Below are 22,112 nucleotides of genomic sequence, written 5' to 3'. Positions count from 1 at the left end.
GTGGGAGCGATGAGTTTCCGCGCCGGGCGCGTCTCATGGGGTGACGGGCGCACCCCGCGCCCCCTTCGAGGAGATGAAGAGCCATGCTGCAGAACAAGGTCGCGGTCGTCTACGGCGGAGCCGGTTCCCTCGGCACGGGTGTCGCGAAGGCGTACACGGAGGCCGGGGCGAGGGTGTTCCTCGTCGGCCGGACGGAGAAGACGCTGCGTGAGGTCGCCGACGCGACCGGGGCCACGTACGACGTGCTCGACGCCGGTGACGAGGACGCCGTCGAGGCGCACGCCGACTCGGTCGTCGAGCGGGCCGGCCGGTTCGACATCTCGTTCAACCTGGTGCCGCGCGGCGACTTCCAGGGCGTCCCCCTGACCGAGATGTCGGTGGCCGACTACACCCGGCCGGTCGCGCAGGGCATCACCTGCCAGTTCATCACCGCCCGCGCCGCCGCCCGCCGGATGGCCGCCCAGGGGTCCGGAGTGATCCTCGGCCTCAACAGCGGCTCCCACAACGGCAGTCCGATGCTCGGTGGTACGGGGGCGGCCGACGGCGCACTCGACGCGCTGATCCGCCAGCTCGCCCAGGAAGCCGGTCCCGCGGGGGTACGGGCCCTCGGCATCTGGACCGCGGGCGTCGTCGACACCCTCACCCCCGAGAAGCTCAGCGCGGCCGGTGCGCCCGCACCCGACGAGGCCGCCGTGGCGGGCATCCGCGCGCACCTCGACAGCCTGCGGATGACGAAGCGCTCGCCCCGGATCGCGGACATCGCGGCCCTGGCGGCCTTCCTCGCCTCCGACGCGGCGGCCGGGCTCACCGGCACCTGGGTCAACGCGACCGGAATGTTCCCCAGCTGACCGGCCCACCCGAGGGTGCGACGGCTCAGGCGATCTCGCGCGGCAGGCGCAGGCTCAGCCCCGTCGTCAGGACGACGGCGGCGAGCTGGACGAGCAGGGTCGTGGCCAGGGCGTCGCCCATGCCCCGGCCCGGGACCAGGGTGAGGAACAGGGTGCCGAGGGTGGCCACGCCGAGGGCGAGCGCCGACTGCTGGGCGGTGATCATCACTCCGCTGCCCACCCCGGCGCGGGCCGCGGGGACCTCGGACAGGATGACGCGGAAGAGGACGGGCAGCTGGAGGGCCTGCCCCGCGCCCGCGATCATCAGGCCCGGCCAGAGCTGCGGACCGCCGAGGTCGGGCCAGGAGCCCCACACCGTGAGCGCGAGAACGCCCACGCCGACCGCCTGGACCAGACCGCCCGCCGTCACCACGCGCGTACCCCACCGGGCCACCAGCCGGGGGCCGAGCAGCGACGCCACGAAGAAGGACAGCGCCATCGGTACGAGGGTCAGGCCCGCGCGGACCGGGCTCAGGTCCACGCCCTCCTGGAGCGCGACCGCGATGACGAACATGAAGCCGCTGAAGCCGATGGAGAAGGGGACGATCATGATCAGGCCACGGCGCAGGGGGACGTTGGCGAAGAGGCTCGGCGGGACCAGCGGAGTGCGGCCCCGGCGCTCCGAACGGCGTTCGACCAGGTAGAAGGCGGTCGCGGCGACGGGGAACAGGGCCAGCGACAGCCAGGTCCACAGCGGCCAGCCCGCCGCCCGGCCCTCGGTCAGCGGGGCCAGCAGGGACACCAGGGCCACGCCCAGCAGGACCGTACCGGGGACGTCCACCGGCTGCGGATGCTGCGAGCGGGTCTCCGGGACGGCCCTGGCGGCCAGGAACAGGCCCACCAGCACGACCGGCACGTTCACCAGGAAGACCGCGCGCCAGCCGGTGCCCGCGACGTCCGCCGCGACGAGGACGCCGCCGAGTATCTGCCCGGCCACCATGGAGAGACCGGCCGTGGCCCCGTACAGGCTCATCGCCTTGGCGCGGCGAGGACCCTGGGTCGCCGACTGGATGGTCGCGAGGACCTGCGGGAGCATCGCCGCGGACGCCGCGCCCTGGGCGACGCGCGCCGCGACGAGCGTCCACGCCGTCGGGGCGAGGCCGCACGCCAGCGAGGTCAGCCCGAAGGCCGCCATCCCGCCGAGGAAGAGCCGCCGCCTGCCGAACGTGTCGCCGAGCCGTCCGCCGAGGACGAGGAGCACGGCGTACGCGACCCCGTACCCGGCGACGACGAGTTCCAGGACGGCGTCGCCCGCGGCCAGGTCGTGGCCGATCGTGGGCAGGGCGACATTCACGATGAAGAAGTCGATGAGGGGCAGGGCCGCGCCGAGCAGCACGGTGAACAGTCCGAGCGTGCCGAGCACGGGTGGGCCGGCCGCCACGGAGCGGGCTGTGCGGGGAGCGAGGATTTCGGTCACGGCATCGATCTTGCGCCGACTCCCAGACTGGTACCAGAGTCTTCTTATCCTGGTAGAAGGAGTACCCGGCAACAGGGTCCGCGACAGGGGCCGCGGGGCGGCAGGCTGGAGACATGACGACCATGGCCGAGAAGACGATGGCGGGCACGGGACCGGTCACCGGGGTGACGGGAGGAGTCACCTGGGCGGGGGAGCCGGAGATCCGGCGGCACGAGCTGGCCGCCTTCCTCCGTCATCGGCGTGAGCACATCACACCCGAACAGGTGGGGCTGCCCCGCGGCAGCCGCCGGCGCACCCCCGGCCTGCGCCGGGAGGAGGTCGCGCAGCTCTCCGCGGTCGGCGTCACCTGGTACACCTGGCTCGAACAGGCCCGTGACATCCAGGTCTCCGTCCAGGTCCTCGACGCGCTCGCCCGCACCCTGATGCTCGACTCCAACGAGCGCGCCCACCTCTTCCAGCTGGCCGGGGCCGTCGATCCCACGCCGGCCTCACGCTGCATGACGATCACGCCGGCGCTGCTCCAGCTGCTGGAACAGCTGGAGCCGTTGCCCGCCTGCATCCAGAACAGCCGGTACGACGTCCTCGCGTACAACCGCACGTACGGGCTGCTGCTGTGCGACCTCGACGAGGTGCCGCCGGAGGACCGCAACTGCATGCTCCTCATCACCACGAACGAGCAGTGGCGCTCCACGATCGTGCTGCTTGAGGAGACCGTGCGGCTGATGGCGGCGAAGTTCCGCGGGTCCATGGCCGGGCACCTCGCGGACCCCGCGTGGAAGATGCTGCTCAAGCGGCTGTGCGCGGAGTCGGAGGAGTTCCGGGAGGTGTGGGGGCGGCACGAGGTGGTCGGTTCGCGCAGCAAGACGAAGCTGTTCGACAACCGGTACGTGGGGCGGCTGACGCTCGTCCACACGGATCTTTGGCTGGGGCCGGGGGAGGGGGCGCGGATGGTCACGTACGCGCCGGCGGACGGGGCGTCGCGTGCGCGGCTTGAACGGTTGCAGGAACTGGCTGTTCAGCGGGGCTGAGGGGTGGGGTGGGTGGGGTCGCGTTTCGGGTGCGGGCCGGTGGGGGTTGCTCGCGCCGTTCCTCGCGCCCCTGGAGGGTGGGGGCTGGCGTGTGGGGACGGGTGACGGTCGTCTGTGGCTGGTCGCGCAGTTCCTCGCGCCCCTAAGGGCAAAAGCTGGGGCGCAGCCCCGCTTTTGAGGGGCGCGGGGAACGGCGCGCTCAGCCACGATGTGCCCGCACTCGGCGACGGCCCCCGCCCCCCCCAGGGGCGCGGGGAACTGCGCGAACGGCCCCCACCGGGCCGCAGCCGGTAATGCACCTTCCGGTACGGCGGGGTGCAGGGTCAGGTGACGCCTGCGGACTCCTTCACCTCCGGTGCGGACAGGCGGGCCGCCGTGCGGGCCGCCGTTCCGCGGGCCCAGCGGCCGCTGGACAGGCCGCCCACCACCAGGACCGAGAGGCCGCACGCGGTGATGATCCACCACGCGGGCCGGGCCGCCGAGACGAACGCGGCCCGGTACGACGACGTGCCGACCCCCGACGCGAGGACCGCCCCGATCACCGCGACCCCCAGCGTCTGCCCGATCTGCCGGCTCGTGGACGCGACGGCCGCCGCCACCCCCGCCTGGGCGCGGGGCATGCCCGACACCGCCGTGTTGGTGATGGGCGCGTTCACGAAACCGAAGCCGAGCCCGAACAGCACGTACCCGATGACGAGCGTCACGTTCGCCGTCTCCGCCTCGAACGCCGCGAACAGCACCCCGCTCACCGTCATCGCCGTACCGGCGACCAGGAGGGAGAGCCGCGGCCCCCGGTTGCCGACCAGCCGCCCGGACAGCGGCGCGCAGACGAAGGTCATCGCCGCCATGGGCAGCATCCACAGGCCCGCGTCGAGCGCGCTCAGCCCCCGGACGTTCTGGAGGTAGAGGGTGGAGAGGAAGAGGAACCCGCCGAGCGCGGCGAACGCGCTGACCGCCACCACGGTCGCCCCACTGAACGGCGCCGACCGGAAGAAGCGCAGGTCGATGAGGGGTTCGTCGCGCCGCGGCTCGTACCAGAGGAGTGTGACCAGCGCGGCGAGCGCGATCCCGCCGAAGACGAGGATCTTGCCGGCGCCCGAGCTGGGCGCCTCGATGATCGCGTAGGTGAGGGAGCCGAGCAGCGCGATCACCAGGAGCTGGCCCACCGGGTCGGGGCGGCGCGCCTTGGGCGCGCGGGACTCCGGCACGTACCGCAGGGTGAGCAGGAGCGCGGCCAGGCCCACCGGCAGGTTGACCCAGAAGATCGAGCGCCAGCCGACGGAGTCCACGAGGAGGCCGCCGACCAGCGGGCCCGCGGCCATGGATATGCCGACCACCGCGCCCCAGACCCCGATCGCACGGGCACGTTCGCGCGGGTCGGTGAAGGTGTTGGTGATGATCGACATGGCGACCGGGTTGAGCATCGAGCCGCCGACCGCCTGGATCATGCGGAAGGCCACGAGGGATTCGAGGTTCGGCGCGAGCGAGCACAGGACCGAGCCGACGGTGAAGACGACCAGGCCCGCCATGAAGACCTTGCGGCGGCCGATGCGGTCGGCGGTCGAGCCCGCGAGCATCAGCAGCGAGGCGAGCACCAGGGTGTACGCGTCGATCGTCCACTGCATGCCCGCCAGGCTCGCGTGCAGATCCTTCTGCATGGAGGGGAGGGCGACGTTGAGGACGGTGTTGTCGAGGCTCACGATCAGCAGACTCATGCAGCAGATCGCGAGCACCAGCTGACGCCGGCGGGGGCTGAGCTCAGGCATGGGTACCAGGTTACGCTCATGTCGGTAGTGTGCCTAACTAACGACTACCGTCATCGGTCGGCGTACGTGACAATGGGGGCATGCCCACGCTCACGTCCGCGGTGAACACCGCACTGCAGATCGGCCCGCACACCGTCCGGCCGCCCGTCGTGCTCGCCCCCATGGCGGGCATCACGAACGCGCCGTTCCGCACACTGTGCAGGGAGTTCAGCGGGGGCAAGGGCCTGTTCGTCAGCGAGATGATCACCACGCGGGCGCTGGTCGAACGCAACGAGAAGACCATGCAGCTGATCCGCTTCGACGCGTCGGAGACCCCGCGTTCGATCCAGCTGTACGGCGTCGACCCCGCGACCGTCGGCAAGGCCGTCCGCATGATCGCGGACGAGGGCCTCGCCGACCACATCGACCTGAACTTCGGCTGCCCGGTGCCCAAGGTGACACGCAAGGGCGGCGGGTCCGCCCTGCCGTACAAGCGGCCTCTGCTGCGGGCGATCCTGCGGGAGGCGGTCGCCGGGGCGGGGGACCTGCCGGTCACCATGAAGATGCGCAAGGGTATCGACGACGACCACATCACGTTCCTCGACGCGGGCCGTATCGCGGTCGAGGAGGGTGTGACGGCGATCGCGCTGCACGGGCGCACCGCGGCGCAGCACTACGGCGGGACGGCCGACTGGGACGCCATCGCACGGCTCAGGGAGCACGTGCCGGAGATTCCCGTCCTCGGGAACGGGGACATCTGGTCCGCCGACGACGCGCTGCGGATGGTACGGGAGACCGGGTGCGACGGGGTCGTCGTGGGCCGGGGGTGCCTCGGGCGGCCGTGGCTGTTCGCCGACCTCGTCGCGGCGTTCGAGGGGCGGGGCGGTCAGTACGCGCAGCCGGCCCTTCGTGAGGTCGCGGCCGTGATGGTGCGGCACGCGACGCTGCTCGGGGAGTGGATCGGGGACGAGGCGCGCGGGGTCATCGACTTCCGCAAGCACGTGGCGTGGTACCTGAAGGGGTTCGCCGTCGGCTCCGAGATGCGGCGGCGGCTCGCCGTCACCTCGTCCTTGAGCGAACTGGCGGAGGGGCTGGAGGAGTTGGAACTCGACCAGCCGTGGCCGGTGGGGGCGGACGGGCCGCGCGGCCGCACGTCCGGCAACGGCCGGGTCGTCCTCCCGGACGGATGGCTGAAGGATCCGTACGACTGCTCGGGCGTGAGCGAGGACGCGGAGCTGGATAGCTCCGGCGGTTGAGCGGTTTTCGGGTGCGGCCCGGTGGGGGTTGCCCGCGCAGTTCCCCGCGCCCCTGAAGGGGCAAAAGCAGGGGCGCAGCCCCGCTTTTGAGGGGCGCGGGGAACGGCGCGGCCAGCCACGGACAACCGTCACCCGTCCACGCGCCCCGGCCCCCACCCCCTCAGGGGCGCGAGGAACGGCGCGATCAGCCACGGACGACCGGCATCCGTCCGCGCGCCCCAGCCCCCACCCCCTCAGGGGCGCGGGGAACGGCGCGGTCTTTTGTTTTTCAGGGGCGCGGGGAACCGCGCCGCCAGCCACAGGTGACCGGCAGCTGGCAGCGCGCCCCAGCTCTTACCCCCCAGGGGCGCGGGGAACTGCGCAGTCGGTCCCTGTCGGTGCGAGCCGGCTCCCGACCCCTTGACCCCGGCCCCGTTGCTTTCTATTTTGTTTGGGGTCAAATGAAATGGGGGGAGGGGGCGGTCCCGAGCCGCTCCACCGGCCGGGCCCGCCCTCAGGGTCCGAGTCCCCGTCCGTTCCCCTCCGACGTGACACGTCATCTGGAGGACCGGCCATGAAGGTCGTCGTCGACATGAACAAATGCCAGGACCACGGCCAGTGCGTGTTCGCCGCTCCCGACGTCTTCCGATTCGACGACGAAGGACATCTGATCCACGCCCCCGACGCCGACGACACCCGCCGCGAGGAGGTCGAGGAGGCCGCCGACGTCTGCCCGCTGCAGGCCATCCGGATCGGGGACTGACGCGTGAACGCGGCCACACCCGCCCCCGTCGTCGTGGCCGGCGCCTCCATGGCCGGGCTGCGCACCGCGGAGCAACTGCGCGCCGCCGGCTGGCGCGGCCCGGTCGTCCTCGTCGGGGACGAACCCCACATGCCCTACAACAGGCCCCCGCTGTCCAAGGAGGCGCTGGCAGGCGACGCCTCCTTCGGCTCGCTCACCTTCCTGCCGCGGGCCAGCGTCGCGGACGTACGGTGGCGCCTGGGCACCCGGGTCGTCGCGGCGGACCTCGACCGGCGGACGGTCACGCTCGACGACGGCGGGACGTTGTCGTACGGGGGGCTGGTGGCGGCCACCGGGATGCGTTCCCGGCGGCTGCCCTGCCCCGGCCCCCGCCACGGCCGGCACACCGTGCGGACCGTGGCCGACGCCCGCGGCCTGCGCGCGGCGCTGGCCCGGCCGGGCGGGCGCGTGGTCGTCATCGGCGCCGGATTCATCGGCTGCGAGGTCGCCGCGACCGCCCTGGCCCTCGGCGCCGCCGAGGTCACGGCCGTAGACCCGCTGCCGCTGCCCATGGTGGGGCCGCTCGGTGAGCTGCTCGCGAAGGCGCTGCTCGACCGGCACGAGCGGCGGGGCGTCCGGTTCGCCCTCGGCGCCCAGGTGACCGGGTTCGAGGGCGACGACCGGGTCACCGGGGTGGTCCTCGCCGACGGCACGGTCCTCGCCGCCGACGTCGTGGTGGAGTCGGTGGGCTCCGTCGCCAACACCGAGTGGCTCGACGGCAACGGCCTCGACCTCACCGACGGCGTCCTGACGGACGAGCACCTGCGGGTCGGCGGACGCCCGGACGTGGTCGCCGTCGGTGACATCGCGCGCTTCCCCAACGCCCGTTACGACGAGGTCGCGCGCCGCGTCGAGCACTGGTCCATCCCCACGGACACCGCCAAGCACGCCGCCAAGGTACTGACCGCCCATCTCACCGGCACCGGCACCGGCATCACGGTCGAACCGTTCGCGCCCCTGCCGACCTTCTGGAGCGACCAGCACGACTTCCGGCTGCAGTCCTTCGGCGCCCCCGCCCTGGGCCGGGACGACGTGCGCGTCCTGGACGGCGACCCCGAGGGCGACTTCCTCGCCGGGTTCCACCGGGGCGGCCGTCTCGTCGGTGTCGTCTCCCTCGGCGGCCGGTCCACCTCGGCCGCCGCCGCCCGCCACCGCGCCGAACTCCTCGCCCAGCCCGCTCTCGGCGCCGGATCGTCAGGAGGGCCCACGTGACCGGTCTGCGCGGCTACTTCCACCCCAAGACGGCGACGGGCGCCGCGTCGCTCATCCCCGCGCCGCCGTGGCGCTACTCAGGTGATCTGCTCACCGTCGAATACCGCACCGACCCCGACCGCGTACGGGAGTTACTGCCCGAGCCGCTGGAACCCGCCGCGGAGGACCCCGGCGCCGTCGCGCTGATCTGGGCCGACTGGCAGTCCTGTGGCGACTCGGGGCGGGAACTGCTCGATCCGGTGCGGGCCCAGTACAAGGAAGCGTTCGCCGTCGTGCGGTGTGCGTACCGGGGGCGGACGTACACGCGCTGTGTCTTCATCTGGGTCGACAAGGACTTCGCCCTCGCCCGCGGACTGCACCAGGGGTATCCGAAGAAGCTCGGTTCCCTGCACCAGACCCGTCCGCATCCGTACGGGCCCGCCCCGCGCATCGAGGCCGGGGCCAGGTTCGGAGCCACCCTCGCCGCCGCCGACCGGCGCCTGGCCCAGGCCGTCGTCACCCTGCGCGAGCCGTCCGGGAGCAACGGGTTCGTCAACGCCCACCCCATGCTCCACCACCGCTGGCTGCCCTCCGTCGAGAAGGGCAAGGGACTGGCGCTCGACGAGCTGATCGAGTCCGGGGCCGCGTCCTTCGAGGGAGGCCAGTCCTGGACGGGAGACGCCGAGTTGGAGCTGTTCGAGGCGCCCACCGAGGAACTGGCCCGGCTGGAGGTCCGGGAGCCGATCGCCGCGTACTACCGGCAGGTCGGTGTGGTCTGGGACGGGGGCCGGCTCCTGGAGTCGGGCACCTCCGGCGCCGAATGAGCCCCGCCGCGGGCCCGCCCTGACGCGCGGCGCCCCGACAGCCGGAGCCCCATGACACGAGGGAGCCCCACGACATGAGTGAACACCTCACCACCGTCGCCGGAGTCGCCGTCGACACCCGGCACTTCATCGGCGGCGAACGGATCGCCTCCGCCGAGACCTTCACGGACGTCTCACCCATCGACGGCACCCCCCTCGGCGAGATCGCCCGCGGCACGGGCACGGAGGCCGCCGCGGCGGTGGCCGCGGCCGGGGCCGCCTTCCCGGGCTGGGCCGCCACCCCGCCCGCCGAACGCGCCCGCCTCCTCGGAGCCGTCGCCGACGGGGTGGAGAAACGGCTCGAAGAACTCGCCGTCGTCGAGACCCACGACAACGGCGCCCTCCTGCGCTCCCACCGCCGCGGTGTCATGCCGCGCGTGGCGCACAACTTCCGTTTCTTCGCCGACCGGTTGCTGAAACTGGGGCACGAGGACTTCGAGACCCGCGGCCACCCCCAGCACGTCAGCTGGGACCCCGCGGGGCCGTGCGTACTGATCACCCCGTGGAACGCGCCCCTGCTGCTCGCCACCTGGAAGGCCGCCCCGGCCCTCGCCGCCGGCGGCACGGTGATCCTCAAGCCCTCCGAATGGTCCCCGCTGACCGCCTCCCTGCTCGCCGACATCACCACCGCGGCCGGCCTGCCACCCGGGGTCCTGAACGTCGTACAGGGGTACGGTCCCGAGGTCGGCGCCGCCCTCGTCGCGCACCCGGACGTACGCCGCGTCAGCTTCACCGGGTCCGTACCGACGGCGCGGCGCATCGCCGCGTCGGCCGCCGCGAACCTCACCCCGCTCAGCCTCGAACTGGGCGGAAAATCACCGCTGTTGGTCTTCGCCGACGCGGATCTGGACCTGGCCGTCGACCTCGCGGTGGAGCAGTACGACAACGCGGGGCAGGTCTGTCTCGCGGCCACCCGCATCCTGGTCGAGGAGCCGGTGGCCGGGGAGTTCGGCCGCCGCCTCGCCGAGCGGGCGGCCCGGCTGCGCCAGGGCGACCCGCGGGACGCGGCCACCGACCTCGGCCCCCTCATCCACCCCCGACAGCTGGAGAAGGTCGACGGGTTCGTGCGGCGGGCGCTGGAGGCGGGGGCCCGCGCGGTCGTCGGCGCTCACCCCGGCGACGGCCGTCCGAGCGGTGCTCACCCCGGCGGCGGTCGCGGTGCCGCGCGGGAAGGCGGCCTGTACTACCCGCCCACCCTCCTCACCGACGTCGCCCAGGACTCCGAGATCGTCCAGGAGGAGGTCTTCGGGCCCGTCCTGACCCTCCAGACCTTCACCACCGAGGACGAGGCCGTACACCTCGCCAACGACACCCGCTTCGGTCTCGCGGCCACCGTCGCCACCGGCGACCACGCGCGGGCGCGGCGCGTCACCGCACGGCTCGTGGCGGGCACGGTCTGGGTCAACTGCTTCTACGTCCGGGACCTCCGGGCCCCCTTCGGCGGCTCCCGTCACTCGGGGGTCGGCCGCGAGGGCGGCGACTGGAGCTTCGACTTCTACTGCGATCTGAAGACCACCGTCACCGCACCGAACGGATGGACCGACCATGGATGAGAACGGACGGCTGGACCATGGGTGAGATCGTCGGGGCGGGTCTGCTCTCCCACGTCCCCACCATCGTGCTGCCGGAGGCCGACCGGCTGGAGCTCAACGAGGGCAAGGAGAGCACCCTCGTCACCGGTCTGCGGCAGCTCCGCGACGACGTCTTCGCGTCCGACGGCTACGACACCGTCGTCGTCCTCGACTCCCACTGGGCCACCACCGTCGAGTTCGTCGTCACCGCCCAGCCGCGCCGCGCCGGCCTGTACACCTCCGAGGAACTGCCGCGCGGGATGTGCCGGATGCCGTACGACTTCCCCGGCGACCCCGAACTCGCCCACCGCACCGCCTCGTTCGCCGACCGGCACGGCACCTGGATCACCCCGGTAGACGACCCGTACCTGCCCGTCTACTACGCCACGACCAACCTGTGGAAGTACCTCGGCGAGGGGCTGCCCGACAAGCGGTGGGTCACCATCGGCGTCTGCCAGACCGGGGACATGGACGACCATCTGCGCCTCGGCCGCGCACTGGCCGACGGCATCGCCGCCACGCCCGGCCGCAGGGTCCTCCTGATCGCCTCCGGCGCCCTGTCGCACACCTTCTGGCCGCTGCGGCAACTGCGCGACCACGAGGCGGGCGACCCGGAGCACATCTTCACCCCCGAGGCACGGGCGGCCGACGAGGAGCGCATCGCCTGGTTCACGGAGGGCCGCCACGACCAGGTCCTCGACCGCATGGACGACTTCTGGCCCCACCGGCCCGAGGCGAAGTTCTTCCACTACCTGATGATGGCCGGGGCCCTCGGCGAGCGGGCGTGCACGGCGAAGGCCCGGCAGTACGGCACGTACGAGAACGCCATCGGCACCGGCCAGGTGCACCTGTGGTTCGACCGCCCGGCGGACGGCTGGACGGGCACGGGCCCGCCGCCCCCGCCGGCCGCCGCCCGCACACCCCACAGCCGCGTCCGCCCGTCCGGCCCGCCGACCGGATGACCGCCTGACCGGACGACCCCAGGGAGGCTTCCGCCATGCCCGAGTACCGCCGTGTCCTCCTTGACGGCGCCGTCGTGGAGACCGTCCGCGACGGCGACGAGCTGGTCGCCGGGGACGGACGCCGTGTCAAGGCCGAGGGCGCGACCCATCTGCCGCCGGTCGTCCCGTCCAAGGTGATCGCGGTCCACCTCAACCACCGCAGTCGGGTGGAGGAGTTCGGGGTCGCCCTGCCCGCCGCCCCTACCTACTTCCACAAACCGACCTCGGCGCTCACCTCCCACCGGGGCGCGGTCGTCCGGCCCGAGGGCTGCAAGTGGCTCAACTACGAGGGCGAGGTCGCCATCGTCATGGGCAGGACCGCCCGCAACATCTCCCGCGCCGAGGCGGGGCGCTACATCGCCGGGTACACCGTCGCCAACGACTACGGCCTGCACGACTTCCGCGACACCGACGCGGGCTCCATGCTCCGCGTCAAGGGCTCCGACACCCTCTGCCCGCTCGGCCCCGGCCTGGTCACCGACTGGGACTTCCACGGCAAACGCCTGCGGACCCACGTCAACGGGGCGGTCGTCCAGGACGGTTCCACCGACGAGATGACGTGGGACATGCACTATCTCGTCGCCGACATCGCCCGCACCATCACCCTGTACGCCGGAGACGTGCTGCTGTCCGGCACCCCGGCCCACTCCCGGCCCGTCCGGCCCGGTGATGTCGTCGAGGTCGAGGTGGAGGGCCTCGGCCGGCTCAGCAACCACATCGTCTCCGGCCCCACCGCCGTCCGCACGGACCTCGGCGCCCAGCCGAGCGAGTCCGAGGAAGTGCTGTCCACCGCGCTCGGCGGCGACTGGGAGTTCCGCGGCATCAGGCCACCCAAACGCTGAGAGGACTGTATGACCGCCGTCAGCCCTGCCGTCACGCAGGTCACGTACGAGGAATGGCTGGGCCGCGCCAAGGCCCTCGAACCGGTCGGTACGCATCTCATCGACGGCGTCGACGAACCCGGTGGCGGCGGCACCTTCGCGGCGGTCTCCCCCCGCGACGGCCAAGTGCTGGCCGAGGTCGCCGACGGGGGAGAGGCCGAGATCGACGCGGCCGTCACCGCCGCGCGCCGCGCCTTCGACCACGGCCCCTGGCCCCGCCTGGCCCCCGCCGAACGCGGCCGGATCCTGATCCGCCTCGCCGATCTGCTGGAGGAACGCCGGGCGGAACTGGCCCTCACCGTCAGCCTGGAGATGGGCAAGCCCGTCACCGAGGCCCACGACATCGAACTCCGGGCCGTCGTCGAGACGTTCCGCTGGTACGGCCAGCTCGCGGGCAAACTCGCCGACGAGATCCCGCACACCGCCCCGGACACCCTCGCGCTCGTCACCCGGGAGCCCGCCGGTGTCGTCGGCGCGGTCGTCCCGTGGAACTTCCCGCTGACGCTGGCGGGCTGGAAGATCGCCCCGGCGCTGGCCGCCGGGTGCACGGTCGTCCTCAAGCCCTCCGAACACGCACCTCTGTCCGCCGCCCTGCTGGGACGCGCCGCACTGCGCGCGGGGCTGCCGCCGGGTGTCCTCAACGTCGTCAACGGCGAAGGGCCGGTGGCCGGGCGGGCCCTCGGCCTGCACCCCGGTGTCGATGTCCTGGCCTTCACCGGGTCCACGGCCGTCGGCCGCCACTTCCTGCACTACGCGGCGGACTCCAACCTCAAGCGCGTCTGGCTCGAACTGGGCGGCAAGTCGCCCAACATCGTCCTGCCCGACGCCCCCGACCTGGCGAAGGCCGCGGCCACGGCCGCCTGGGGCATCTTCTTCAACCAGGGCGAGATGTGCACCGCCCCCTCCCGGCTGCTGGTGCACGCCTCCGTCGCCGAGCAGGTCACCGACGCCGTCGTGGCGCACGCCCGCGCGCTGCGGGTGGGCGACCCGCTCGACCCGGCCACCGAGATGGGCGCGCTGGCCGGCGAGGACCATCTCGACCGCGTACTCGGGCATGTCCGTGCGGCGGTCGACAGCGGGGCCCGGCTGCGAACGGGCGGCGCACGCGCCCTGACGGGGTCGAGGGGTGCCTATCTGGAACCGACCGTCCTCGATCGCGTCGCACCGGACAGTCCGGCCGCCCGCGAGGAGATCTTCGGGCCCGTGCTGTCCGTCCTCGCCTTCGAGGATCTCGACGAGGCGGTCGCCCTCGCCAACGCCACCGAGTACGGGCTCGCGGCCGGGCTGTGGACCTCCGACCTGTCCACCGCCCACCGGGTCGCCCGCGCCCTCAAGGCCGGCACGGTGTGGGTCAACTGCTACGAGGAGGGCGACCTGACCGTGCCCTTCGGCGGCGTGAAGCAGTCCGGCAACGGGCGCGACAAGTCCGTGCACGCCCTGGAGAAGTACACCGAACTGAAGACCACCTGGATCCAGTTGTGACCGCCCGCCCGCTGATAGCGGTCCCGGCCCGCTTCTCCTCGGCCTCCTCGGCCCTGGACCGGCCGGCGGAGGCCAACGCCCGCGCGCTGATCGAGGCGGTCTGGCGGGCCGGCGGCGAACCGGGCGGCATCCATCCGCACGCGCCCGGCGGCACGGCCGACCCCGACGAGGTGCAGGGCCGGCTCGCCCGCTTCGACGGCCTCCTGCTGCCCGGCGGCGGCGACCTGGCCCCGTACCGCTACGGGGCGAAGGGGACGCACCGGGCCGTGTACGACGTGGACGACGAACAGGACGGCTTCGACCTGGAACTCGCCCGGCAGGCCCTCGCGCGCCGCCTACCGCTGCTGGCGGTCTGCCGCGGTCTGCAGGTCGTCAACACGGTCCTCGGCGGCACACTGCACCAGGACAACCAGGACAACCAGGGCGGCCGGGAAGGTCAGGACGGTCGGGGCGGTCGGGGCGGCGGGGACGCCGGCGGTTCCGGGCACGGGCACCGGCATGTGCGGCATCCCGTCTTCCTCGCACCCTGGTCCGTCGTGGCCCGTGTCACCGGCACCGACAAGGCCGAGGCGTCCTGCTACCACCATCAGCACGTGGACCGGCTGGGGGAGGGGCTCAAGGCCACCGCCCACGCCGTCGACGGAACCGTGGAGGCGGTCGAACTCGTGAACGGCGACGACCGGTTCATGGCCGTGCAGTGGCATCCGGAGGACACCGCGCGCACGGACCCGGCCCAGCAGCGGCTCTTCGACGCGCTGGTGCGGGCGGCACGGCGAAAGGCCGAACGTGAATAGGTGAGAGGCGGGTCAGTTACGGGCGCGGCGGCCGCTGCGACGGGGGGTGGCCGCCGCGCCGTTCAGCAGTTCCCGGCGCCGCTCCTCGCCGCTCTCCTCGACCTGGAGCACCACGCTCCGCAGCCCGTCGGCGAGCGTGCGGCACTCGGCGTCGCTCAGCCGCGAGGTGACGAAGGCCTCCTCCTCGTTGAACGCAGGGAACACCTCCCGCATGAAGTTCTCGCCGTCCTCGGTGAGGCCGAGCAGGACGAGCCGCCCGTCGGTGGGATGGTCGGCGCGGCGCAGCAGACCGCGTGACTCCAGGGTGCGGGCCACACCGGTCAGGGTGCCCTTGGAGATTCCGGCCTCCTCGGCGACGCGCCGGGTCTCGGACTCGCCCCACACCCACACCACCCAGAGCACGACGAAGCCGGTCCAGGTCAGGTCCGAGCGCCGCAGTACGGAGTTCTCCAGATGCTGGCGCACGGCGGACGCGGCCCGGTAGATGTTGGCGACCGCCGCCATCTGGTCGCGCCGGACGGGAATGCCGCCGAGTTTCTCCGCCGCGAGTCTCTCCGCCGCGCTGATGGACCGCTGGCTGGGCACGGGCGCTCCCTCGCATCGTCACCGGACCGTCGTCACTGCTGACGCACGGCCGTACGGCATCGAATCCTACGTGGCCGGTTCCGGGGCCTGCGGGCTTGCGGCGCCCCACTTGAGCGTGGTCACTTGCGCGTGATCACTTGAGCGTGACCGTCACGGGCAGTTCCTTGATTCCGTTGACGAAGTTGGAGCGCACCCGGCGGACCGGACCGCCGAGCCGGACGTCCGCGAGCCGCGGGACCAGTTCCTCGAACATGACGCGGATCTCGGTACGGGCGAGCAGGTTGCCCAGACACAGGTGCGGGCTCGTCTTCCCGAAGGTGACATGGTCGTTGGGGGTGCGCGTCACGTCGAAGGCGTAGGGGTCGGGGAACACCGCCTCGTCGCGGTTGCCGGAGGCGTACCACATGACCACCTTGTCGCCCCGCCCGATGCGGGTGCCGCTCAGCTCGGTGTCACGGGTCGCCGTACGCCGGAAGTGGTAGACGGGGGAGGCCCAGCGCAGGAACTCCTCGACGGCCACGGGGATCAGGCCGGGGTCGCGGCGCAGGAGGTCCAGCTGGTCGGGGTGCTGCGTCAGCGCCAGCATGGTGTGGCTGATGGCGTGGCGGGTCGTCTCGTTGCCCGCGACGACCAGGAGCAGGAAGTAGTTGTCGAAGTCCTGTTCCGTCAGGGGCACACCGTCGCGCGGGGTCCCGTTCACGAGCCGCGAGACCAGGTCGTCGCCGGTGCCGCCCCGCCGCTGCCGGGCCAGTTCACGTCCGTACGCGAAGACCTCGGTGGCGGCGGGGGAGCGGAACGGCAGATCCCGGTAGCGCTCGCTCTCCGGGCTGCCGAGCAGGACGTCCGCGTAGTCCGGGTCGGTGTTGCCGATGATGCGGTTGCCCCAGTCGATGAGCCGGCGGTTGTCCTCGGGCGGCACGTCCAGGAGGCGGGCCAGGACGTTGATCGGGAAGTCGGCCGCGACATGGGTGACGAAGTCGAACGTGCCCAGCGGCAGCGCCGCGTCCAGGGTGCGGGCGGTCAGACCGCGCAGGAAGTCGGTGTACCGGCTGATGACGGTGTGCCCGAACTGCCGTTGCAGCAGCCCGCGCAGCGCGCGGTGCCGGACGCCGTCCAGTTCCAGGAGCGAGGCGCGCTTGGCGATCTGGTCGTCGTCGACCTCTTCGAGATTGACGAACTTCGTCGAGGTGAAGGTGTCCGGGTCCCGGTCGACGGCGACGATGTCCCGGTGCCGGGTGAGCGCCCAGAAGCCCGAGTTGGGCGCGGCCTCGGGCTGCCAGTGGACCGGGTCCCGGTGCCGCAGCGTGTGGAACATGCGCCAGGGCCGCAGCTCGTCGGTGAACTGGTCGAGGTCGGTGAGGTCGACGTCGCCCAGGGGCAGGGGGTCGACCGGCACGGATGCCGCCATCTGGTTCTCCTCGGAGGTGTGCCTTACGAGCGGTGGGGGGTGGGGGACGGGGACGGCTCACAGATGGTCGGCGTACTCGTCCAGCTCCCAGTCCGTGACGTGCTGGTGGAAGCGGCCGACCTCGTCGCGCTTGTAGGTGAGGTACGCGGAGACGAACTCCTTGCCGAGGAGCTGGGTGAGCTCGGTGTCCGCCTCCAGCGCGTCGAGCGCGGCGGGCAGACTCGCGGGCAGCAGCGGCGCCGAGGCGCTGTCGTAGCCGTACCCCTTGAGCGGGGCGGTCGGCTCGCGGCCGTCCCGCACCCCGAGCAGGACGGCCGCGCTCGCGGCGGCCACCAGCAGATACGGGTTGGCGGCGGCGTCCCCGAGCCGCAGTTCGAGCCGCGCCCCCGCCCCGCGCTCGGGCGGTACGCGGACCATGGCACTGCGGTTGTCCAGGCCCCAGTCGATCAGCCACGGGGCGAGCGTGTCGGGGCCGAAGCGCTTGTACGAGTTGACCGTGGGGTTCAGCAGCGCGGCGAGCGCCGGGGCGTGCGCGAGGAGCCCTGCCACGGCGTGCAGGGCGGTGGCCGAGAGCCCGTACGGGCCCGCCGGATCGTCGAAGGTGTTGCCGCCCTCGCCGTCCACGCACGACAGATGGACATGGAAGCCGGAGCCGCCCGCGTCGTTGAACGGCTTCGCCATGAAGGTGGCGGTCCGCCCCTCCGCGCGGGCGAGTTCCTTGACGGCCGACTTGAGCCGGAAGGCCCGGTCGGCGGCGTCCAGCGCCTGCGAGTGACCGAGGTTGATCTCGAACTGCGCACCGTCGAACTCGTGGTTGCCGGTCGTCACGCCGATGCCCAGGTCGCGCAGTGAACGCAGCGTGCGCAACAGGTGGTTGTCCGGGTCGGCGCGCAGGCCCGCCGTGTACACGGTGCCGGAGGCCGTGCTGTAGCGGCGCCTGCCGCCGGGCGCGCCCGGGTCCGACTCGCAGAGGAAGTACTCCAGTTCGGGGCCGGCCACCGGGTTCAGCCCGTGCTCCGCGCACCGGGCGAGCACGGTGCGCAGCAGGTCGCGGGGGGACTCGGGGGTGGGTGCGCCGGTGCGGGCGTCGGTGACGTCGCCCAGGCAGGAGGCGACCCCCGGCTCCCAGGGCAGCGGGGCCAGCGTGCTGAGGTCGGGCCGGACCAGCATGTCGGGCAGCCCCGCGTCCAGGCCGCCGGTCACCGGGACCACCTCGCCGCGCGGGGTGGTGTGGTAGACCGCCCGGCAGAAGGCGAGCCCGTGTGCGCAGGCCGTGGGCAGATGGTCGAGCAGCACGTCGCGGGCCCGGTCCGTGCCGAGCAGGTCGGGGTAGACCACCCGGACCACGTCGATGCCCGCCTCGGCGAGCCGTTCGGTGTGTTCCCTGGTCAAAGAGGGGTCGTGTGCGCTCACCGCTGCCTCCTCGGGCAGATGGGAACGGGGCCGTCACCCGGCCCGGGCGGCACTGCCGCCCACCGTTTGTTTGATGTCAAACGGTACGACGACGGTAAGGACGCCTGTCGCCCTCCCGCAAGGGTGCGGCTCAACTCGGTGTCCGGTGGCGGGGATTGACCGGCCCGGAGGGCGCGCTTATGTTGTTTGGTGCCAAACGAAATGCGATCTGAACCCGGGCGCCCCGCCTGCCCTCTCCTCCGCCCCTTCCTCGCGCTGAGGCCCTGCACCTCGGGAGGACCGTCCCATGAAGGCCGTTGCCGACAGGATCAGGTGCGACCGCGACCACGACCGAGACCGTGACCACGACCGAGATCGAAACCGCGACCGTGACCACGATCGCGAACGCGCTCACGGGCCGCACGTGTCGTGACCGACGGAGATCCCGGCCGACGCCAGGTCGGCAGCACCACCGTGACCGCCGCGGACCGCCGGCTCAAGCGTGACGCCCTCGGAGTCCTCGGCATCCTCTTCCTCGTCCTGTCGGCGCAGGCCCCGCTGACCGGCATCGCCGGCGCGGTCCCCCTGTCCGTCGCGCTCGGCAACGGCTCCGGCGTCCCCGCCGCGTACGTCGCCGCGGGCGCGATCGTCCTGCTGTTCTCGGTGGGGTTCGTCGCGATGAGCCGGCACGTCGTCGACCCGGGCGCGTTCTACACGTACATCGGCAAGGGCCTCGGCCGGACCGCCGGTACGGGGGCCGCCGCCGTCGCCCTCTTCGCGTACTGCACCATCCAGGCCGCGATGTACGGCCTCTACGGAGCGACGGTCGCCCACCTGCTGGACGTGCACGCGGGCATCGACGCGCCGTGGTGGGTGTGGGCCCTGCTCACCATGGCGCTGGTGCAGCTCCTCGGGGTGACGGGCATCGACACGGGTGCCCGCGTGCTGGCCGTCTTCGTGGTCGCCGAGACGAGCATCCTGCTGGTGTTCGCCCTGGTCACGCTGGTGCGCGGGGGAGGCCCCGAAGGACTCGGCCTCGCGGCGGCCTTCTCGCCGAAGACCGCGCTCGACGGCGCTCCGGGAGTGGCCCTGATGTTCGCCGTGGCGTCCATGTTCGGCTTCGAGGCCACCGCCGTCTACGGCGAGGAGGCCCGCGCGCCGGAACGGACCGTGCCGCGCGCCACGTATCTCTCCATCACGCTGATCACCGCGTTCTTCGCGCTCACCTCCTGGATGGTGATCTCCGCCCACGGGGCCTCGCGCGCCACCGACGACGCCGGCCGGGCCCTTGAGAACGGGGATTCCTCGGCGTTCGTCTTCCAGCCGGTCACCGACCGGCTCGGCGACTGGGCCGGTGACGTACTGCCCGTCCTGCTCGCCACCTCCCTCTTCGCGGGGATCCTGGCCTTCCACAACTCGGCCAACCGCTATCTGTTCTCGCTGGGCCGTGAACGCCGCCTCCCGCACGCCCTGTGCGCCCTGAACCGGCGCGGCGCGCCCTGGGCGGCCGGAGTGGTCCAGACGGCGATCGCGGTGCTGCTGGTCGTGCCGTTCGCGCTGACCGGCCGGGATCCGGTCGTGACGCTGTTCTCCTGGTTCAGCGGTGTCGCCGTCCTGGCGATCATGCTGCTGTACTTCCTGACGTCCGTGTCCGTGGTCGTCTTCTTCCGCAGGACCCGGCTGGACCGGCGGCCGTGGAACACCACCGTCGCGCCCGCCCTGGGCGCCCTGGGCATCGCCGGGGCCATCTGGCTCGTCCTGACCAACCTGACGACCCTCATCGGCGGCGACCGGACCACCGCCACCTGGCTGGCGCTGACGGTCCCCGCCGTCTGGCTGCTGGGCGCCGCCGCCTACCTGGCCCGGCCGGCGGGTCCGCCCTCCCCGGCCGCCCGGACCTCCCCGCTCTCCCAGACCTCACAGGCCTCCCAGACACCAGAGGCCCCTCCGCCCTCCCGGACCTCCCCGACCTCGGAGACCACCGACATGGATCCGCCGTGACCTGAACCGCCGTACGCCGAACCGCCTCCCCCCAGAGGAATGCCCCGTGACCCGTCCCCGTCCCGCACGTCCCCTCATCGCCATTCCCGCCCGTTTCTCCGTCTCGACCTCGGCCCTGCGGTACTCCGCCGAGATCGTCGCCCGTGCCCTGGTCGAAGCCGTCTGGCGGGCGGGCGGCGAGCCCGTCACCCTGCATCCCCACGCACCGGACGGCAGCTGCGACCCCGCGCTCGTCGCCGAGCGCCTGACCCGCTTCGACGGCGTTCTCCTGCCCGGGGGCGACGAACTGCCGCCCGGCAGGTACGGGAACACGCCGACGCACGGCAGCACGCACGACGCCGACGCCGAACAGGACGGCTTCGATCTGGCGGTGGCCCACCACGTCCTGCGCACCGAGCTGCCCCTGCTGGCGATCTGCCGGGGGCTCCAGGCCGTCAACGTGGCGCTCGGAGGCACGCTTCAGGTGCAGTTGGCGGGCTGGCGGCGCCGGCACCACAACCTCGTGCACCAGGTGGCCGTCCAGCCCGCCACCCTGCTCGAACTGAGCATGGGGGCCCAGGTGGTGACGGCGTCCTGTTTTCACCGCACCCATGTCGACCGGGTGGGCGCGGGGCTCAAGGTCACCGCGCGGGCCGACGACGGCACCCGTGAGGCGCTGGAACTTCCGCACCGGCGCGCCTGGTTCGCCGGTGTGCAGTGGCATCCCGAGCACACCGCCCGGCACGACCCCGCCCAACAGGCCCTGTTCGAGGCGTTCGTCCGGGCCACGGGGGCGGACCGGTGAGGCCCGCCCGCGGCAGCCGGTGCGCCCGGCACCCCGGACACCCCCGACAGCCCGGGTGCCCCGGACACTCCGGGCGACCCGGACACCCCGCACGGCCCGCACCCGTCACCGGCAATCCCGTCACCCGCAATCCCGTCACCCGCAGTCCCGCTGGAGGGAAGACCCCGTCATGAAACGTGCCCTCGTCGTCATCGACGTCCAGAACGAGTACGTCACGGGCGGTCTGCCGATCGGCTACCCGGATCCGTCCCTGAGCCTGGCGAACATCGCCGCGGCCGTCGACACCGCCGCCCAGGAGGGCGTCCCGGTCGTGCTGGTCCAGCACGCCGCTCCCGCCGGTTCTCCCCTCTTCGCGCGGGGCACGCACGGCTTCGCCCTGCACGACGTGGTGGCCTCCCGGCCGCACGACCATCTCGTGGAGAAGACACTGCCGTCGTCGTTCATCGGCACCGACCTCGACGACTGGCTGCGCCGGGCGGGCGTCGACACGCTCACCCTCGTCGGCTACATGACGCAGACCTGCGACGAGTCGACCGCCCGGCACGCCGTCCAGCTCGGCTACCAGGTCGAGGTGCTCTCCGACGCGACCGGCGCGCTGGCGCTGACCAACAGGGCGGGCAGTCTGTCCGCCGCAGAGATCCACCACGCGGTGCTGGTGGTCATGCAGTCGTTCTTCGCCTACACGGCGAGCACCGCGGAGTGGATCGGCGCCGTCCGCGCCAAGTCACCGCTCGGCCGCCCGGACTTCGCGGCGGCGACCGACGCGGGCCACGCGGAGAACGGCGGCTGATCCGCACTCCGTCAGGGCCCCGGCGCGTTCGTCGGGGCCCTTTCCGCGGGCGAAACCGCATGTGAGCGGGATTTTTCGAATTAGTGTACGAAATATAATATTTTTTGGCCTGAAGTATGCCTTGAAAGAAACGTTTAACCTGTTGCGTGGCACCGCTGATGCCACCCGGCGGGGATCTTCGCAGTTGGCGTGAAGCCGCTCTTTTCGGGGGTACGGCCCCACGGGGTGGCGTGCCGGTCGCCTGCGGTATTCAGT

At 72.5% G+C, this 22,112-nt stretch carries 19 protein-coding genes; 14 read left to right on the top strand and 5 right to left on the bottom strand.

Going from position 1 to position 22,112, the window contains the following annotated elements; all coding sequences use genetic code 11:
* Positions 1–83: 83 nt before the first annotated feature.
* Entirely contained in the window at positions 84–848 is a 765-nt protein-coding gene (locus ACZ60E_RS31605) for an SDR family NAD(P)-dependent oxidoreductase (protein WP_469444854.1), read from the top strand.
* Between the two features lie 25 nt (positions 849–873).
* Here the strand turns inward: ACZ60E_RS31605 and ACZ60E_RS31600 are convergent, their stop codons facing one another.
* Positions 874–2,304 (bottom strand): MFS transporter, encoded by a 1,431-nt coding sequence (locus tag ACZ60E_RS31600; RefSeq protein ID WP_469444853.1) that lies wholly within the window; start codon positions 2,302–2,304, stop codon positions 874–876.
* A 113-nt stretch (positions 2,305–2,417) separates the two neighbouring features.
* Between ACZ60E_RS31600 and ACZ60E_RS31595 the strand changes: the two genes are divergently transcribed.
* Positions 2,418–3,332 carry a helix-turn-helix transcriptional regulator gene (locus ACZ60E_RS31595; RefSeq protein WP_469444851.1) on the top strand — a complete coding sequence of 305 codons (915 nt, stop codon included), beginning with the start codon at positions 2,418–2,420 and terminating at the stop codon, positions 3,330–3,332.
* A 323-nt stretch (positions 3,333–3,655) separates the two neighbouring features.
* Here ACZ60E_RS31595 and ACZ60E_RS31590 read toward each other — a convergent pair whose 3' ends face one another.
* Positions 3,656–5,098, bottom strand: coding sequence for an MFS transporter (locus ACZ60E_RS31590; protein WP_453794707.1), 1,443 nt, complete (start codon positions 5,096–5,098; stop codon positions 3,656–3,658).
* An 80-nt stretch (positions 5,099–5,178) separates the two neighbouring features.
* On the opposite strand from ACZ60E_RS31590, the gene dusB reads away from it, so the two are divergent.
* From dusB to ACZ60E_RS31545, 9 genes are all read left to right on the top strand, one after another.
* Positions 5,179–6,333 (top strand): tRNA dihydrouridine synthase DusB, encoded by a 1,155-nt coding sequence (gene dusB / locus ACZ60E_RS31585; protein ID WP_469444848.1) that lies wholly within the window; start codon positions 5,179–5,181, stop codon positions 6,331–6,333.
* A gap of 553 nt (positions 6,334–6,886) precedes the next feature.
* Positions 6,887–7,075, top strand: a complete 189-nt coding sequence (locus ACZ60E_RS31580) for a ferredoxin (protein WP_469444847.1) — start codon at positions 6,887–6,889, stop codon at positions 7,073–7,075.
* Positions 7,076–7,078: 3 nt separating this feature from the next.
* Entirely contained in the window at positions 7,079–8,326 is a 1,248-nt protein-coding gene (locus tag ACZ60E_RS31575) for an NAD(P)/FAD-dependent oxidoreductase (RefSeq protein ID WP_469444845.1), read from the top strand.
* Positions 8,323–9,129: an acetoacetate decarboxylase family protein gene (locus ACZ60E_RS31570; RefSeq protein ID WP_469444844.1), complete on the top strand. Its 807-nt coding sequence runs from the start codon at positions 8,323–8,325 to the stop codon at positions 9,127–9,129. Before ACZ60E_RS31575 ends, ACZ60E_RS31570 begins: the two co-directional genes overlap by 4 nt.
* Before the next feature lie 74 nt (positions 9,130–9,203).
* Positions 9,204–10,721: an aldehyde dehydrogenase gene (locus ACZ60E_RS31565; RefSeq protein ID WP_469444843.1), complete on the top strand. Its 1,518-nt coding sequence runs from the start codon at positions 9,204–9,206 to the stop codon at positions 10,719–10,721.
* Positions 10,722–10,738: 17 nt separating this feature from the next.
* Complete coding sequence (locus ACZ60E_RS31560) at positions 10,739–11,701, top strand: 3,4-dihydroxyphenylacetate 2,3-dioxygenase (protein WP_469444979.1); 963 nt, start codon at positions 10,739–10,741, stop codon at positions 11,699–11,701.
* A 35-nt stretch (positions 11,702–11,736) separates the two neighbouring features.
* Positions 11,737–12,582 (top strand): fumarylacetoacetate hydrolase family protein, encoded by an 846-nt coding sequence (locus ACZ60E_RS31555; protein ID WP_469444841.1) that lies wholly within the window; start codon positions 11,737–11,739, stop codon positions 12,580–12,582.
* Between the two features lie 9 nt (positions 12,583–12,591).
* Positions 12,592–14,103, top strand: a complete 1,512-nt coding sequence (locus ACZ60E_RS31550) for an aldehyde dehydrogenase (protein WP_469444839.1) — start codon at positions 12,592–12,594, stop codon at positions 14,101–14,103.
* Entirely contained in the window at positions 14,100–14,897 is a 798-nt protein-coding gene (locus ACZ60E_RS31545) for a gamma-glutamyl-gamma-aminobutyrate hydrolase family protein (protein ID WP_469444838.1), read from the top strand. The genes ACZ60E_RS31550 and ACZ60E_RS31545 overlap by 4 nt, the downstream gene beginning before the upstream one ends.
* Before the next feature lie 12 nt (positions 14,898–14,909).
* On the opposite strand, the gene ACZ60E_RS31540 is transcribed toward ACZ60E_RS31545, so the two are convergent.
* The 3 genes from ACZ60E_RS31540 to ACZ60E_RS31530 form a co-directional block, all read right to left on the bottom strand.
* Positions 14,910–15,482 carry a MarR family winged helix-turn-helix transcriptional regulator gene (locus ACZ60E_RS31540; protein ID WP_385838280.1) on the bottom strand — a complete coding sequence of 191 codons (573 nt, stop codon included), beginning with the start codon at positions 15,480–15,482 and terminating at the stop codon, positions 14,910–14,912.
* 133 nt (positions 15,483–15,615) lie between these two features.
* Complete coding sequence (locus ACZ60E_RS31535) at positions 15,616–16,890, bottom strand: cytochrome P450 (protein ID WP_469444837.1); 1,275 nt, start codon at positions 16,888–16,890, stop codon at positions 15,616–15,618.
* 57 nt (positions 16,891–16,947) lie between these two features.
* Positions 16,948–18,303, bottom strand: a complete 1,356-nt coding sequence (locus ACZ60E_RS31530) for a glutamine synthetase family protein (protein WP_469444835.1) — start codon at positions 18,301–18,303, stop codon at positions 16,948–16,950.
* Positions 18,304–18,756: 453 nt separating this feature from the next.
* Here ACZ60E_RS31530 and ACZ60E_RS31525 point away from each other — a divergent pair, with 453 nt between their 5' ends.
* From ACZ60E_RS31525 to ACZ60E_RS31515, 3 genes are all read left to right on the top strand, one after another.
* A complete protein-coding gene (locus tag ACZ60E_RS31525) occupies positions 18,757–20,283 on the top strand; it encodes an APC family permease (RefSeq protein ID WP_469444977.1) in 1,527 nt (508 codons plus the stop codon).
* Positions 20,284–20,329: 46 nt separating this feature from the next.
* On the top strand, positions 20,330–21,067 hold the full coding sequence (locus tag ACZ60E_RS31520) for a gamma-glutamyl-gamma-aminobutyrate hydrolase family protein (protein WP_384812954.1): 738 nt from the start codon (positions 20,330–20,332) through the stop codon (positions 21,065–21,067).
* Positions 21,068–21,236: 169 nt separating this feature from the next.
* Positions 21,237–21,857: a cysteine hydrolase family protein gene (locus ACZ60E_RS31515; RefSeq protein WP_469444833.1), complete on the top strand. Its 621-nt coding sequence runs from the start codon at positions 21,237–21,239 to the stop codon at positions 21,855–21,857.
* Positions 21,858–22,112: the final 255 nt, after the last annotated feature.

It is taken from the genome of Streptomyces sp. NPDC102514, assembly GCF_055584525.1.
Note: the sequence above shows the minus strand (reverse complement) of the source record. Positions and strands in the feature narration are given on the sequence as shown.